This window comes from Pseudomonas sp. PvP028 (genome assembly GCF_017832255.1).
GTDB classification, from domain to species: Bacteria; Pseudomonadota; Gammaproteobacteria; order Pseudomonadales; family Pseudomonadaceae; genus Aquipseudomonas; species Aquipseudomonas syringae.
Genome location: NZ_JAFIBL010000001.1, coordinates 5,793,035 through 5,807,120, shown reverse-complemented (window position 1 = coordinate 5,807,120; position 14,086 = coordinate 5,793,035). Strand labels below are relative to the sequence as shown.

The window sequence follows — 14,086 nt, the reverse complement described above, 5'->3', positions numbered from 1 at the left end:
CCATGCCTGCCGTGCTCGATACACCCGTCGCCGTCAGGCGCACTGCAATGGACCTGCTCGCACGTCGCGAGCACGGTCGAGTCGAGCTGACGCGTAAACTGCGTCAGCGCGGCGCTCCCCCCGAGCTTATCGATGCAGCCCTTGATCGTCTGGTCGAGGAAGGACTGCTCTCTGAATCCCGTTACCTCGAAAGCTTCGTTTCTTACCGGGCACGTTCGGGCTACGGTCCTGTTCGTATTCGCGAAGAGCTTGGTCAGCGTGGCTTGCAACGTGCTGACATTGAGCAGGCTCTAAGGGAGTGCGGCGTTGATTGGCAGGAGAAGCTTCACGAGCTCTGGCAGCGCAAGTTTGCCGGTGCTTTGCCTGTCGATGCGCGCGAGCGAGCCAAGCAGGGGCGTTTTCTGAGTTATCGCGGCTATCCGCTGGAAATGATCGGCCGCTTGTTAAGCGGCCGTGGCGGGGATGACTGATATATCCGGGGGCTTACTGTGGCGTCCGGTTCCGAGCTGCGTCCCTTGTCGCTGAAGCGTCTTCCCAGTTTTCCTGTTGATTGATGTAATCCACCAGTTCCCGAAGTCTGCCCTGATTGCGCCCTGTGAAGGTGAACGCCAGTCGTGTCAGGTGACTGAATTGCGCTTCATCGTGCTCTTCGCCCTGATAACTGTGCTGATGAAAGTTTTCATTGATGCACAGGTCAGCGAACGCTTCCTGCATGTGCTCCAGGGCCTGTTCGTTCAGCGCATGATGCATACGGATCACGAACTTGTTTTTCAACCAGCGGCTGGAATGGAAGTTGGCGTAAAACCGGTTGATCTCCTCCACCGCTTCATCAGCGCTGTAAACCAGCCTCATCAGCTTCATGTCGGCTGGCAGAATGTAGTGATTGTCCTGCAACTGATGCTTGATGAAGTCCAGCGCACCTTGCCAGAAACTCCCGCCAGGCGTGTCCAGCAATACAACAGGCACCAACGGGCTTTTGCCGGTTTGTATCAGCGTCAGCACTTCCAAGGCTTCATCCAGAGTTCCGAACCCGCCTGGGCATAGCACCAGCGCGTCGGCTTCCTTGACGAAGAACAGCTTGCGCGTGAAGAAGAAGTGGAAGGGCAGCAGGTTTTCGCTGCCTTCTACCGTCGGGTTGGCGTGCTGTTCGAAAGGCAGGGTAATGTTGAACCCGAGGCTGTGTTTCAAGCCTGCACCGGCATGAGCTGCCGCCATGATGCCGCCGCCTGCGCCGGTGATGACCATCATGTCGGCGCGGGCCAGTTTTTCACCCAGCTCTGTGGCTTGTGCGTACAGCGGATGTTCCATTGGTGTACGGGCGGAGCCGAACACAGTGACTTTGCGGCGGCCCTTGAAGCGTTCGAGCACCCGAAAGGCTTTGTCCAGTTCGCGCAGGGTTTGCAGCGTTATCTTGACGTCCCAGCGGTTGCGGTCATCCTGGGCCATGCGCAGCACCGTGAGCATCATGTCGCGGTACAGCGGCAGGTTTTTCGTGCCCGGAGCCACCTCATTGATGTGCTCTTCAATCTTGCTGGTCAGGTCGAGGCCGTCGCTTTGAAAGTGTCGGGATAGAAGATCGTCAGGTACATACGGCATTCGGGATTTTTCCTCCTGCAGGATCAATGGCCCAGTGGGGCGTGTTGAACCGATGATGTCCCGGTTTGCAGAGAAAGGCTACCCATTGCCTGTTCATTGCCAGGGTGGATTAGTTGCAGGATGTCTTGAGTATTGCTCGACTGACGCGCCTGAGGGACAGGCGCGCGGGGGGCGGCTACATGTCGGGCGTGGCTTATTGCTTGGGCTTTACAGTGCAGTCGGAAGCCTGAAAGGTCTGCGTCACAACCGGGCGGTTGGTCTTGTACTCGGTGAACTGATACTTGAGTACGGCCCCCTTGGTCATCAACTGGCGGAAACCATTGTTGTGGCAAACGCTATTACCCAACTGGTTGCGCATCACGTCCGGATTAGCGCGCATCTGCTGAGCCTGGCCTTCACGAACGCTCAGGTGGTTGATCAACTGGTTGCCGCTGACGGTATAGCCCTGATCGAGGATGTCTTCGTTGATCGCTCGCGGCGTGCCGACACTGCTTTCCTTAGCGACTTTTTCCAGCATCTTGCTGAGTTCGAACTCCTGTTTCGACGCCGCTTGGGCGCACAGTGGAGCAACGAGCAAAAGCGTAAGGGTGGGTACGATAAGGCGCAGCATTAAACTCTCCTGATTAAGTCACTGGCCGTTGGACCAGCGACTTCAAAGTGCGTTCCGGGCAGCCCACCGATAGCGCGGGGTGCTGTGGCGCAGCAGTATAGAGCAGGAGCCTTGATCGGGCCTAGGCTCTGTATGAAAAGAGGCCGCCGGACTGAAAGCGCGTTGAAGTGCCGGGCCTCTGATAAACTGCGCGGACTTTAATCCAGCCGAGTCTTTGTGGTGTCGATGTATTTCCCCCGCAGGCATGTCCTGTAATGAGCCATGCCGTTTCCCGCCTGCGCGATGAGCGTCTGGCCCGCAGTACCAGGCCTTTTATTGCCCGTGGCTCGCGCGCGCCGCGCTGTCCGGAATGTCGGGTTATCTCCAGCTATTGTCTGTGCGAATGGCGACCCAGCGTCGCTGCCGACTCAGGCATCTGCCTGCTGATGTATGACACTGAGCCCTTGAAGCCGACCAACACCGGTTGGCTGATTGCCGATGTCATCCAGGACACTCATGCCTTCCTCTGGTCGCGGATAGAGGTCGATGAGCAATTGCTCGCCTTGCTGGACGACCCGCAGTGGCAGCCCTACATCGTGTTTCCCGGAGAATTTGTCGCCGAGGAGCGCGTGGTCAATAAGGTCTCGCGCCTGGATGGCAAGCGCCCGTTGTTCATTCTGCTGGATGCTACCTGGACCGAAGCGCGCAAGATGTTTCGCAAGAGTCCTTATCTGGAGCGGTTTCCGGTCTTGAGTCTGGAACCCGAGCAGATCTCGCGCTACCGTTTGCGTCGATCCAGGCGCGACGACCACTTCTGCACCGCAGAAGTGGCCGCCCTCTGTCTGGAACTGGCTGGTGATGCCAGTGCCAGCGGCGTGCTGGATGCTTATCTGGACGTGTTCAGCGCTCATTATCTGGGCGCCAAGTATCAGAACCCGATTGATCCCGACGACGTGGCGCATACCCATTTGAAGGCCTTCATTTGAAGGCTGTTCATAACCAGTGGCGGTCTAACTGCGCGGGTTTGGCTAATTGCCATCTATGTTCCCGGGTATCGACGCTTCGCGCTTGACCGTCATGGCCATGCTGGGCATGCTTGGCGCCGCCTGGAAGCCGATTCATCTGGTCTGGCAGTGCGCCGGAGCCCGCTACGGGTTTCGCGCCGAGCGTTCGCCAGCCTCGCTGGGCGGCCGATTCTTCGGCCCCTCACTATAAAAACAGGATCATTACATGACCTACGACATCCTGATCGCTGATGATCATCCCCTGTTTCGCAGTGCGCTGCATCAGGCGCTGAGCATCGGCCTGGGGCCTGACGCAAGGCTGGTCGAGGCAGAAAGCATTGCCCAGCTTGAGTCGCGGCTGGGGGAAAAAGCTGATTGGGATCTGGTTCTGCTGGACCTGAACATGCCTGGTGCCTATGGTTTCTCCGGGCTGGTCCTGTTGCGTGGCCAGTACCCGCAGATACCGGTGGTGATGGTCTCGGCGCAGGAAGAAGCCTCTATCGTGGTGCGCTCCAGAGAGTTTGGTGCCAGCGGCTTCATTCCCAAATCCAGCTCGCTGGAAGTCATTCAGCAGGCGGTACGCACGGTGCTCGATGGTGACGTCTGGTGGCCGCCGCAGGTCAATGAAGTGATCAGTGTTTCAGACGAAGCAAAGGCTGCCAGCGCAGGCCTTGCCAGCCTGACGCCGCAGCAGTTTCGAGTGTTGACGATGGTCTGTGAAGGCTTGCTGAACAAGCAGATCGCTTCCGAGCTCAGCGTGTCCGAAGCCACCATCAAGGCACATGTCACGGCGATTTTCCGCAAGCTTGGCGTACGCACGCGTACCCAGGCAGCATTGTTGTTACAGCAGCTTGAGTCCATTTCGTCCAGCTGACGGCTTTCAGGTTGCGAGCATTCACGCTTTTTTGACCTTTATTGCCTTAGCTTTCCTCATCTTTTTACACAGCAGTCTCTCTATGTCGCCCTTCAAAGGCCAAACCGGTCTGAAACGTATTCTTAACGCCGCTGGTTACTCACTGGACGGTATGCGCGCAGCCTTCAAAGGTGAAGCGGCCTTCCGCCAGTTGGTACTGCTCAACGTGGTCCTGATTCCGCTGTCGTTTTTTCTGCACGTCAGCAAGGGCGAGCATGCCCTGCTGGTAGCCGTGTGCCTGCTGGCGCTGATCGTCGAGCTGCTTAATTCGGCCGTAGAGGCGGCCATTGACCGTATCTCCCTGGACTTGCACCCGCTGTCCAAGAACGCCAAGGACATGGGCAGTGCTGCCCAGTTCATCGCCCTGAGCATGATTGGTCTGGTGTGGGCGATCATTCTGCTGGGCTGATGCCTTTCGATACAGACCGTCAATACAGGCTGGGCAGCACGATCTCGTCGCTGCGCTGCACCCCGGCGGTGAACGCGCGGCACAGCTCGAGAAACTCGCGCATGGCCGAGGTCTGGTATTTCTGTTTGTGCCAGATGAAGTAGAACTGCCTGGCCAGGTCCAGCTCGGGCGTGGCCAGTTCGACCAGATTGCCGCGACGAAAGGCATCGCGCAGCGCCAGTCTGGAAATGCAGCCAATGCCCAGCCCGGATTCGACTGCGCGCTTGATGGCTTCGGTGTGCTCGAGCTCCAGCCGGACATTCAGCCCGTTACGATGATGACGCATCGCCTGGTCGAAGGTCAGGCGTGTGCCGGAGCCCTGTTCCCGGAGAATCCAGGCTTCATGGGTCAGCTCTTCCAGGGTTACCTGGGCGCGCTTGGCCAGCGGATGCTGCGGGGCGCAGAACACCACAAGTTCGTCTTCGACCCAGGATTGCACTTCGATGTCCGGGTGGCTGCAATCGCCTTCGATGAGGCCCAGATCGATCTCGTAGTGCGCAACCTGTTGCACGATATGCGCGGTGTTCTGGACATGCAGCTTGACCTGGCTTTCCGGGTGGCGCTGCATGTAGCCGCCGATCAGCAGGGTCGCCAGGTAATTGCCGATCGTCAGCGTCGCCCCGACCGCCAGCGAGCCGAAGCCTGATTTACCGTTGAGCAGGTCTTCGATTTCCTTGGCCTGATCGAGCAGCGCGACAGCTTGCGGCAGCAATTGCCTGCCGGTGGCGTTGAGGCTGAGGCGCTTGCCGGCGCGGTCAAACAGCTGGCAGCTCGACTGGCGCTCCAGCTCGGTGATGGAGGTGCTGGCAGCCGACTGCGAAAGCGAAAGCAGTACCGCGGCTTTGGAGACGCTTTCCTGCCGGGCGACGGCCACAAATACCTGGAGCTGACGGAGAGTAAATCGCATATCTATATAACCGATAACCTATATCTTGATAATTCATTTAACAGATATTGTGTCTGCCACTAGAATGTCGCGCAATAGCGCAGTGCTTCTGCGCGCACTATTTTTTCAGGAGTCCTCACGTACATGAGCAACATGAACCACGAGCGTGTCCTCAGCGTCCACCACTGGAACGACACCCTCTTCAGTTTCAAGTGCACCCGCGACCCTGGTTTGCGTTTCGAGAACGGTCAGTTCGTGATGATCGGTCTGCAGCAGCCAAACGGTCGTCCGCTCATGCGTGCCTATTCGATTGCCAGCCCGAACTGGGAAGAGCATCTGGAATTCTTCAGCATCAAGGTGCCGGACGGCCCGCTGACCTCCCAGTTGCAGCACCTCAAGGAAGGCGATGAGATCATCATCAGCAAGAAGCCTACGGGTACGCTGGTGCTGGACGATCTCAAGCCGGGCAAGCATCTTTACCTGCTGAGCACCGGTACCGGCCTTGCGCCGTTCATGAGCGTCATCCAGGATCCCGAGACCTATGAGCGTTTCGAGAAAGTCATCCTCTGCCACGGCGTGCGTTACGTGAACGAAGTCGCCTATCGCGAGTTCATCACCGAGCATCTGCCGCAGAATGAGTTCTTCGGTGAAGCGCTGCGTGACAAGCTGATCTACTACCCGACGGTCACCCGCGAGCCCTTCGAGAACGAAGGCCGTCTGACCGACCTGATGCGCAGTGGCAAGCTGTTCAGCGACATCGGCCTGCCGCCGATCAACCCGCAGGATGACCGTGCGATGTTGTGCGGCAGCCCGAGCATGCTCGACGAGACCAGCGAAGTGCTCAACAGCTTCGGCCTGACCGTTTCGCCGCGTATGCGTGAGCCGGGCGACTATCTGATCGAGCGTGCGTTCGTCGAGAAGTAAGCCGGCTGCACAAGACCCGCCTCGTCCTTGAGTGGATCAGGCGGGTTTTTGTTGCGCGGGATTTGTCGCCCTGATCAGTTCAGACCAGCAGCAGCTTCAGGCGAGCAGTACTTCCAGCACGCAAATCACGCCGGCCTGCGGGTAGTGCCAGCGCACGTCCAGATCCCAGAACTGAGCGCCATAGCGACGTTCCGGCGTGGGTAGCTGGTAGGCCGGGCGCGGGTCCTGGGCCAGACACTGCTCGATCAGTTCGACCAGCGGCTCATTCAGGCGCAGCGCGTGTTCACGAGCCTGTTGCAGCGCGGAGTCTTGCCAGTGCACCGGTATCAGGGCTGGCGCAGCACTGGCGATGTGGTTGGTCGCGTCGGCAATTGCATCGGCGTAGGGTACGTAGGGCTTGATGTCCAGCACCGGCGTGCCATCCAGCAGGTCGATGCCGGACAGCCAGAGTCGCCCAGGCTCGACCTTGTCCAGCTTGACCACCGACTGGCCGATGCCATTGGGGCGATGGGTTGCGCGGGTAGCGAACACGCCCATCGACTGGTTGCCACCCAGGCGCGGCGGGCGCACCTTCAGGCGGGGCTTGTCTTCCAGCGCCTGGTGGAACAGAAACAGCAGCCAGACGTGACTGACTTGTTCCAGCCCCTGAACCGCTTCACCCTGATCGAAAGGTGCCAACAGCTCCAACACCCCGCGTGCCGCCGGGGCCAGCTGTGGCTGGCGCGGGATGGCGAATTTTTCCTTGAAGCAGGAGCGCACGAAGCCGACAGGGGAGACGTTGTAGCTCATCGAGGCTGGTTCAGCCGCGCACGCGCAGGGTCAGGCCCTTTAGGAAATTGCGCAGCAGTTGATCGCCACAGGCGCGATAGTTGGTGTGTCCGACCTTGCGGAACAGAGCGCTCAGTTCTGGTTTGGAAACCGGGAAGTCGACCGATTTGAGGATGGCGTGCATATCGTCTTCTTTCAGTTCGAACGCCACGCGCAGTTTTTTCAGGACGATATTGTTGGTGATCGGCAAATCGATCGCCTGTGGCGGACGGCTTTCGTCCTTGCCACGCTTGAAGTAGACCAGGCCATCGAGGAAGTGCGCCATGATTTCATCGCTGCAATCCAGGTAGCCTTCTTCTTCCTCTTTTTTCATGAAAGCGATGACATCGCTCTTCGACACTTCAAAACCGGTCAGTGCGGTGATTTCGACAATCTTGCTGTCGCTGATATCGAGCATGTAGCGCACGCTGCGCAGTACGTCGTTGTTCATCATGAGGCGTGGTTCCTGATAAGTCGTAGGGCAGCGCATGACGGTGGCCATGCGCGCTGTAATAAGGTGGGTGGCGCGAGGATCAGAACTTTTCCTTGGCCGTCATGTAGCGCCACTGGCCCTCGGGCAGTTTGCCCATGGACACGCCGCCGATGCGGATGCGGCGAATGGCGACGATCTTCAGGCCGACGGCCTCGCACAGCAGGGCGATGATGCCGGGCTGCGGGTTTTTCATCGCAAAGCGCAGGCGGTTCTCGTTCTGCCAGCTGGCTTTCACGGCTGGCAGCTCCTTGCCTTTGTAAGTCAGGCCGTGGTTCAGCCGGTTGAGGCCATGAGCAACCATCTCGCCCGAGATCTCCACCACGTATTCCTGCTCGATCTTGCTCCGGTCATCGGTGAGCTTGCGCAGGATCTTCCAGTCCTGGCTGAACACCATCAAGCCGCTGGCATTGGCCTGAAGGCTTGAAATCGCCTCAAGGCGCATGAAATGACCCTTGAGCGGACGCTTGCTGTAGCTGTGATCTACGGAGAGCGTGCCCGGCGTAATCATCTGCAAAGCCTCTTCGGCACTTGCCGAGGCGGGTTTGTGCAGGATGATCGTCACAGGCTCCGGGGAGTCGGCCTTGGCGTCCGGGCTGAGCTCGATTTTCTGGGTGCTGACCTTGAAGTGCGGCTCTTCGATGACCTCGCCGTCCACAGTGACCCAGCCACCCTCGATAAACAGTTCGGCCTCCCGGCGGGAGCAACCGACCAGTTCGATAAGGCGTTTGGAAAGGCGAATGGGGTCTGTCATGACAAAAAAGCCGTTTGCTAAAATAAAGTCACCATTGTAACCGCCCGGCGACGGTTAATCGCGGCAACATTGCATTTGCGCTGCAATCGGTGTCAGTGACGGCCGGTCAGGCGCATTCTGAGCATGGGGTAAGGCTGGCCCAGACCATCGACTTCAGAGCGGCTGACAACCTCGAAACCATGCCTGCGGTAAAACCCCAACGCCTGCGTATTCTGCTCGTTGACGTCCAGTTCACGGATATTGAACTGCTCGATTGCATGATTCAGCAGCTGTGTGCCCAGCTTCTGGCCGCGATGGTCAGGTTCGATGAACAGAATATCCAGACGGCTGTTACGCGTGCCTGCAAAGCCGGTGATGTTGAGCTGCTCATCCCGGGTACAGAACAGGGTCACACTGCCCAGATATTGCGGCAGCAGCACCTTGAGCCGGGTGATGTAGGCGTCTGGCAGAAAGTCATGGGTCGCGCGCACCGAGCGTTCCCATACCTCGGTCAATTCCGGGTAATCATGGGTATCCGGTGTGTATAGCTGCATCTCGCGTTCTCCTTTAAGCCGGTCCTGGATAGACAGCAGCCAGAGACGAAAAAGCCCTGCCGGTTAAAGGGCAGGGCTTTCGCTTGCGACCAGGGAGAGCGCTTAGAGCATTTCGGCCCACAGGTCGTATTCGTCGGCATCGGTCACCCGGCACATGATCTTGTCGCCGGGCTGAACGGTGCTGCCGTCTTCCAGGCCGATGAACACGTTGCCGTCGATTTCCGGGGCGTCGAAGAAGCAGCGGCCCACGGCACCACGATCGTCGACTTCGTCGATCAGCACTTCGATCTCCTTGCCGATCTTCATCTGCAGGCGAGCAGCGCTGATTGCCTGTTGATGAGCCATGAAACGATCCCAGCGATCCTGTTTGACGTCGTCCGGCACGATGGCCGCGTCCAGCAGATTGGCAGGCGCGCCCTCAACCGGCGAGTACTGGAAGCAGCCAACCCGGTCCAGCTGCGCTTCGGTCAACCAGTCCAGCAGGTACTGGAAGTCTTCTTCGGTTTCGCCGGGAAAGCCGACTATGAAGGTCGAACGGATGATCAGGTCAGGGCACTGCTCACGCCAGTTCTTGATGCGTGCCAGGGTCTTGTCTTCGAAGGCCGGACGTTTCATAAGCTTGAGGATTTTCGGGCTGGCGTGCTGGAACGGGATGTCCAGGTACGGCAGGATCTTGCCAGCGGCCATCAACGGGATCAGCTCGTCCACGTGCGGGTACGGGTAGACGTAGTGCAGACGCACCCAGACACCCATCGAGCCCAGCGCCTGGCACAGCTCGGTCATGCGGGTTTTGACCGGCTGGCCGTCCCAGAAACCGGTGCGGTATTTGACGTCAACGCCATAGGCACTGGTGTCCTGGGAAATAACCAGCAGCTCCTTCACACCGGATTTGACCAGGCGCTTGGCCTCGTCCAGCACATCACCCACCGGGCGGCTGACCAGCTTGCCGCGCATCGACGGGATAATGCAGAAGCTGCAACTGTGATTGCAGCCTTCGGAAATTTTCAGATACGCGTAGTGACGCGGGGTCAGCTTGACGCCTTGTGGCGGCACCAGGTCGATCAACGGATTGTGATCCTTGCGGGGCGGCACGACATCGTGCACCGCGTTGACCACCTGCTCGTACTGCTGCGGGCCGGTCACCGACAGCACGCTCGGATGCACATTGCGAATGACACTCGCATCGACGCCCATGCAGCCGGTCACGATGACTTTGCCGTTTTCCTTGATGGCTTCGCCGATCACTTCCAGCGACTCGGCCTTGGCCGTATCGATGAAGCCACAGGTGTTGACCACCACTACGTCGGCGTCCTCGTAGGTCGCAACGACTTCGTAACCTTCCATGCGCAGTTGGGTCAGGATGCGTTCAGAGTCAACGAGTGCCTTTGGGCAACCCAGTGAAACGAATCCAACCTTGGGGGCGGACGGCGTGGTGACGGTGGACATGGCAAACCTCGGCGTGAAGGGCGCCCGGGCGCGAAGCGCAGGCGCTGACTGGGCGCTTGCTGCGCCTCTGATCAAAAAGTGCGCAATTCTAGCGGCGAGTGGGCAGGATGACCAGCGTTTGCATGAGAATTACGACGTACGCGAGAGGCAGCCGGGGCCAGCGCGTGCTTGGCCGATTGCATCACCACCGACAATAAGTCGGTTACACGCAGTGTATCGAGGAGGATGGCCGATGTTGCAACGGGTGACGGTGACATTTTGAATGAAGTCCAGGCCCACCTGTGCAGGCCTGAACTGACTTTCACATGCTCTCAGCGGCGCGGCTCATGCATCGGGCAACCGTTGTGCTGACTGCGAAAGCCCGCCGAGTGTTCATAGGCCGGTTTGCGCACGCGCATGACGCCGCCCAACGGACGATGTGCCTCAAGGCCATGCCATGGGCTGAATGCCATGGCTTCGTCGATTTCCTGGATGTTTTGCTCCGACCACGATGACTGGCGGGGCACATCGATTCGAGCGACGGTTACGTAAGGGCTGAGGTCTTCCGGCCAGATCGCCGAGGCGTCCTCGATCGGCATTTTCTCCAGGTCCGTGGCCAACTGGACGCGGACTTCCCAGCTGGCATCGTGTTCAAGAAAGAACGCCTTGACCGCTTCGCGCAGACCGTCAGGGTTGTCTTTCAGGTCCACAGCCTTGTCGGTCAGCGCAATCAGCTCGGCGGAGACTGGCACGACGCTGAGCTTGGCGTAGTAGGGGCCGTATAGAAACGGCACGACGGTGTAGAACGTCTCGCCCAGGATGTGGGTCATCGGATGCCCGCCGAGACTTCTCAGTGTGCCACTTTCGCCCCCGGCAGACTCGATCACCGACTCGATGCCGCGCAGGACGGCAGACAGCGCGCGTTTCATGCTCGGCGCCTTGTCGGTCGTCTTGGCCAGCAGCTTCAAGGTCTTCAGGAAGGCCTTGGGGTCCTTGGCGGTAAAGGCCTTGGCGTTTTGCATGACGAAATCCTGAGTGGTTGCCTCTGCGCTGCCAGGCAAGCGCGGGCCTTCGACGCCGACCAGTTTGATGGCCAGGCCTCTGGGCGTGGACACCTTATCGTCGAGAATGTCGCCCGGGTTGGTCGAGAAGCGCATGACCACCGGGAAGTTGCCGGGCCTGGCAAAGGCACCCTGGACCAACGGCTCGGGCAGGTCGTCGTAAACCTGAATCTGACCGTGGAGCAAGCCATGGGCCTTGGCGTGCACACTGCGAATGGCGTGCCCTGTGTCTTGATACGTGGTCTCCAGGATGGAATGCATGGCTTCGACCAGCTCTTTGCTGGTCTGCGCTTCATCGTCCGGAACGACTTCAAATGAGGGTTGGAAGGGCAACGGCTGGACAGTCAGGTTTTGTGTGGTCATCAGGGCATCTCTGTCAGAGGTAATCAGGGTGCCCGGGCGTCGATGCGGTTCTTGTAGACCCCTGATGCGGCAGGCTTAACTAATGACCGGCCGATATTTTTGTCGTTCCATGAGAAACGTTGCCTCGAAAAACTCCCTCAACAGGCAGTGATCAAGGCAGGGAGGCAGGCCGGATCATTGCGATGATCTGCGTTTCACCAAGAATTACGACGAGTGCTGCGTTATGCTTCGCGCCATCGCGCCGAGGCATGTCAATGTCTGGCTGAATCTGAATTGTTACGCCTTGTGATGTTCTCAGTGTTGAACCTCATGTCTGGTTTCCGGGAGTAGTGGATGAGTCAAGCAAACAGTCATGCGGAGGCCGGCGGCGCTGCCAAGCCCATCGGGTTGCTGATCGCCGCGGTAGGGGTGGTTTACGGCGACATCGGCACCAGTCCGCTGTACACCCTCAAGGAGGTGTTTCAGGGTGGTTACGGTGTGGACGTGACCCATGACGCGATTCTCGGCGTGCTGTCGCTGATCTTCTGGTCGCTGATCTGGGTGGTTTCCTTCAAGTACATGGCCTTCGTCCTGCGTGCCGACAACCAGGGCGAGGGCGGCATCATGGCGCTGATGGCCCTGGCGCGGCGAGCGTCGGCCAAGCATCCCCGGCTGCAAATGATGATGGTGGTGTTCGGACTGTTCGGCGCCGCATTGTTCTACGGTGACAGCATGATCACCCCGGCAGTTTCGGTCTTGTCGGCGATGGAAGGGCTGGAGCTGGCGTTCGATGGTCTCGATCACTGGATCGTGCCCATGGCGCTGGTTGTGCTGGTGGGGCTGTTTCTGATTCAGCGTCATGGCACCGCGCGCATCGGCGTGCTGTTCGGCCCGGTGATGGTGATCTGGTTTCTGGTGCTCGGCGCGCTGGGTGTCTACGGCATCATGCAGTCGCCGGAAGTGCTGAAAGCGGTCAACCCGGCATGGGGTGTGAATTTTTTCATCATCCATCCGGGCATCGGTGTGGCCATTCTGGGTGCTGTGGTGCTTGCCCTGACAGGGGCCGAGGCGCTGTACGCCGACATGGGCCACTTCGGCCGCAAGCCGATTTCGCGTGCCTGGTTCATCCTCGTGCTGCCTGCGCTGCTGCTCAACTATTTCGGTCAGGGTGCGCTGGTGCTGGGCAACCCTGAAGCGGTTCGTAACCCGTTCTACCTGCTGGCGCCGGGTTGGGCGCTGCTGCCACTGATCGGTCTATCGACGATGGCGACCATCATTGCCTCGCAAGCGGTGATCTCCGGCGCCTTCTCGATGACACTGCAGGCGATCCAGCTGGGCTACATTCCGCGCATGCACATCCAGCACACCTCCAGCGACGCGCAAGGTCAGATCTACATCGGTGCCGTCAACTGGGCGCTGATGGCGGGCGTGATTCTGCTGGTAATCGGCTTCGAATCGTCTGGCGCGCTGGCGTCTGCCTACGGCGTCGCGGTGACCGGGACCATGCTCTGCACCACCATTCTGGTGTCCACGGTCATGCTGATGCTCTGGAAATGGCCGCCATTGCTGGCCGTTCCGCTGCTGATCTGCCTGCTGCTGGTGGACGGTCTGTTCTTCGCGGCCAACGTGCCGAAGATCTTCCAGGGCGGGGCTTTCCCGGTACTGGCGGGCGCGGTGCTGTTTATCCTCATGACCACCTGGAAGCGCGGCAAGCAATTGCTCGCGGAGCGAATCGACGAGGGCGGCCTGCCATTGCCGATCTTCATCGGCAGTATTCGCGTCCAGCCGCCGCATCGGGTACAGGGCACGGCAGTGTTCCTGACTGCACGTTCGGACGCCGTGCCCCATGCGTTGCTGCACAACATGCTGCACAACCAGGTGTTGCACGAGCAAGTGGTGCTGTTGACGGTGGTGTATGAAGATTCGCCGCGTGTGCCGTCCGCTCAGCGCTTCGAAGTCGAATCCTATGGCGAAGGCTTCTATCGGGTGATCCTGCACTTCGGCTTTATCGATGAGCCAGATGTACCGGCTGCGCTGGCCCTGTGTCACTTGCCGGAGCTGGACTTCAGTCCGATGCGCACCACGTACTTTCTCAGCCGCGAGACGGTGATCCCGTCCAAGATGGATGGCATGGCGCGCTGGCGTGAAGCGTTGTTCGCCTTCATGCTCAAGAACGCCAACGGCAACCTGCGCTTCTTCAAGCTGCCGTTCAATCGGGTGATCGAGCTGGGTACCCAAGTGGAGATGTAAACGTTGACCGGGCTGTCCGGCAGCGCATATAAAAAAATCCCGGCAACCTCACGGTGCCGGGATT

16 protein-coding genes are annotated in these 14,086 nt (G+C 59.2%); 7 read left to right on the top strand and 9 right to left on the bottom strand.

Annotated features, from left to right (window positions below; all coding sequences use genetic code 11):
• Positions 1–2: 2 nt before the first annotated feature.
• Entirely contained in the window at positions 3–470 is a 468-nt protein-coding gene (recX, locus tag JOE34_RS24845; protein WP_003339537.1) for a recombination regulator RecX, read from the top strand.
• Positions 471–483: 13 nt separating this feature from the next.
• Here the strand turns inward: recX and JOE34_RS24840 are convergent, their stop codons facing one another.
• Complete coding sequence (locus JOE34_RS24840) at positions 484–1,596, bottom strand: LOG family protein (protein WP_003422071.1); 1,113 nt, start codon at positions 1,594–1,596, stop codon at positions 484–486.
• A gap of 193 nt (positions 1,597–1,789) precedes the next feature.
• Positions 1,790–2,206 carry a quorum-sensing-regulated virulence factor family protein gene (locus tag JOE34_RS24835; RefSeq protein ID WP_003314332.1) on the bottom strand — a complete coding sequence of 139 codons (417 nt, stop codon included), beginning with the start codon at positions 2,204–2,206 and terminating at the stop codon, positions 1,790–1,792.
• 254 nt (positions 2,207–2,460) lie between these two features.
• On the opposite strand from JOE34_RS24835, the gene JOE34_RS24830 reads away from it, so the two are divergent.
• The 4 genes from JOE34_RS24830 to JOE34_RS24815 all read left to right on the top strand — a co-directional run bounded on the left by JOE34_RS24830 (position 2,461) and on the right by JOE34_RS24815 (position 4,511).
• Positions 2,461–3,171 (top strand): tRNA-uridine aminocarboxypropyltransferase, encoded by a 711-nt coding sequence (locus JOE34_RS24830; protein WP_003391009.1) that lies wholly within the window; start codon positions 2,461–2,463, stop codon positions 3,169–3,171.
• 46 nt (positions 3,172–3,217) lie between these two features.
• Positions 3,218–3,400, top strand: a complete 183-nt coding sequence (locus tag JOE34_RS24825) for a hypothetical protein (protein WP_004418676.1) — start codon at positions 3,218–3,220, stop codon at positions 3,398–3,400.
• Between the two features lie 15 nt (positions 3,401–3,415).
• Entirely contained in the window at positions 3,416–4,063 is a 648-nt protein-coding gene (gene erdR, locus JOE34_RS24820; protein WP_003319664.1) for a response regulator transcription factor ErdR, read from the top strand.
• Positions 4,064–4,145: 82 nt separating this feature from the next.
• Positions 4,146–4,511 (top strand): diacylglycerol kinase, encoded by a 366-nt coding sequence (locus JOE34_RS24815; RefSeq protein ID WP_003314336.1) that lies wholly within the window; start codon positions 4,146–4,148, stop codon positions 4,509–4,511.
• A 19-nt stretch (positions 4,512–4,530) separates the two neighbouring features.
• On the opposite strand, the gene JOE34_RS24810 is transcribed toward JOE34_RS24815, so the two are convergent.
• Positions 4,531–5,457, bottom strand: coding sequence for a LysR family transcriptional regulator (locus tag JOE34_RS24810; protein ID WP_003339525.1), 927 nt, complete (start codon positions 5,455–5,457; stop codon positions 4,531–4,533).
• A gap of 123 nt (positions 5,458–5,580) precedes the next feature.
• Here JOE34_RS24810 and fpr point away from each other — a divergent pair, with 123 nt between their 5' ends.
• Positions 5,581–6,360 carry a ferredoxin-NADP reductase gene (fpr, locus tag JOE34_RS24805; protein WP_002554680.1) on the top strand — a complete coding sequence of 260 codons (780 nt, stop codon included), beginning with the start codon at positions 5,581–5,583 and terminating at the stop codon, positions 6,358–6,360.
• Between the two features lie 96 nt (positions 6,361–6,456).
• Here the strand turns inward: fpr and tsaA are convergent, their stop codons facing one another.
• From tsaA to JOE34_RS24775, 6 genes are all read right to left on the bottom strand, one after another.
• Complete coding sequence (tsaA, locus tag JOE34_RS24800) at positions 6,457–7,149, bottom strand: tRNA (N6-threonylcarbamoyladenosine(37)-N6)-methyltransferase TrmO (protein ID WP_046719788.1); 693 nt, start codon at positions 7,147–7,149, stop codon at positions 6,457–6,459.
• 10 nt (positions 7,150–7,159) lie between these two features.
• Positions 7,160–7,621, bottom strand: coding sequence for a DUF1456 family protein (locus JOE34_RS24795; RefSeq protein ID WP_003314340.1), 462 nt, complete (start codon positions 7,619–7,621; stop codon positions 7,160–7,162).
• 79 nt (positions 7,622–7,700) lie between these two features.
• A complete protein-coding gene (locus tag JOE34_RS24790; RefSeq protein ID WP_003422083.1) occupies positions 7,701–8,411 on the bottom strand; it encodes an rRNA pseudouridine synthase in 711 nt (236 codons plus the stop codon).
• Between the two features lie 92 nt (positions 8,412–8,503).
• A complete protein-coding gene (locus JOE34_RS24785; RefSeq protein WP_010414401.1) occupies positions 8,504–8,944 on the bottom strand; it encodes a GNAT family N-acetyltransferase in 441 nt (146 codons plus the stop codon).
• 102 nt (positions 8,945–9,046) lie between these two features.
• Positions 9,047–10,390, bottom strand: a complete 1,344-nt coding sequence (gene rimO, locus JOE34_RS24780) for a 30S ribosomal protein S12 methylthiotransferase RimO (RefSeq protein WP_003390994.1) — start codon at positions 10,388–10,390, stop codon at positions 9,047–9,049.
• A gap of 311 nt (positions 10,391–10,701) precedes the next feature.
• Positions 10,702–11,793 carry a catalase family protein gene (locus tag JOE34_RS24775; RefSeq protein ID WP_010414404.1) on the bottom strand — a complete coding sequence of 364 codons (1,092 nt, stop codon included), beginning with the start codon at positions 11,791–11,793 and terminating at the stop codon, positions 10,702–10,704.
• Between the two features lie 333 nt (positions 11,794–12,126).
• Between JOE34_RS24775 and JOE34_RS24770 the strand changes: the two genes are divergently transcribed.
• The gene (locus tag JOE34_RS24770) at positions 12,127–14,022 is read left to right on the top strand and encodes a potassium transporter Kup (protein WP_003390988.1); all 1,896 of its coding nucleotides are present in this window, start codon (positions 12,127–12,129) and stop codon (positions 14,020–14,022) included.
• Positions 14,023–14,086: the final 64 nt, after the last annotated feature.

Excerpts from the sequence above, each read along its gene's own strand:
- recX (WP_003339537.1), top strand. The coding sequence starts at position 3 with ATGCCTGCCGTGCTCGATACACCCGTCGCCGTCAGGCGCACTGCAATG.
- JOE34_RS24840 (WP_003422071.1), bottom strand. The coding sequence starts at position 1,596 with ATGCCGTATGTACCTGACGATCTTCTATCCCGACACTTTCAAAGCGAC.
- JOE34_RS24835 (WP_003314332.1), bottom strand. The coding sequence starts at position 2,206 with ATGCTGCGCCTTATCGTACCCACCCTTACGCTTTTGCTCGTTGCTCCA.
- JOE34_RS24830 (WP_003391009.1), top strand. The coding sequence starts at position 2,461 with ATGAGCCATGCCGTTTCCCGCCTGCGCGATGAGCGTCTGGCCCGCAGT.
- erdR (WP_003319664.1), top strand. The coding sequence starts at position 3,416 with ATGACCTACGACATCCTGATCGCTGATGATCATCCCCTGTTTCGCAGT.
- JOE34_RS24815 (WP_003314336.1), top strand. The coding sequence starts at position 4,146 with ATGTCGCCCTTCAAAGGCCAAACCGGTCTGAAACGTATTCTTAACGCC.
- JOE34_RS24810 (WP_003339525.1), bottom strand. The coding sequence starts at position 5,457 with ATGCGATTTACTCTCCGTCAGCTCCAGGTATTTGTGGCCGTCGCCCGG.
- fpr (WP_002554680.1), top strand. The coding sequence starts at position 5,581 with ATGAGCAACATGAACCACGAGCGTGTCCTCAGCGTCCACCACTGGAAC.
- tsaA (WP_046719788.1), bottom strand. The coding sequence starts at position 7,149 with ATGAGCTACAACGTCTCCCCTGTCGGCTTCGTGCGCTCCTGCTTCAAG.
- JOE34_RS24795 (WP_003314340.1), bottom strand. The coding sequence starts at position 7,621 with ATGATGAACAACGACGTACTGCGCAGCGTGCGCTACATGCTCGATATC.
- JOE34_RS24790 (WP_003422083.1), bottom strand. The coding sequence starts at position 8,411 with ATGACAGACCCCATTCGCCTTTCCAAACGCCTTATCGAACTGGTCGGT.
- JOE34_RS24785 (WP_010414401.1), bottom strand. The coding sequence starts at position 8,944 with ATGCAGCTATACACACCGGATACCCATGATTACCCGGAATTGACCGAG.
- rimO (WP_003390994.1), bottom strand. The coding sequence starts at position 10,390 with ATGTCCACCGTCACCACGCCGTCCGCCCCCAAGGTTGGATTCGTTTCA.
- JOE34_RS24775 (WP_010414404.1), bottom strand. The coding sequence starts at position 11,793 with ATGACCACACAAAACCTGACTGTCCAGCCGTTGCCCTTCCAACCCTCA.
- JOE34_RS24770 (WP_003390988.1), top strand. The coding sequence starts at position 12,127 with ATGAGTCAAGCAAACAGTCATGCGGAGGCCGGCGGCGCTGCCAAGCCC.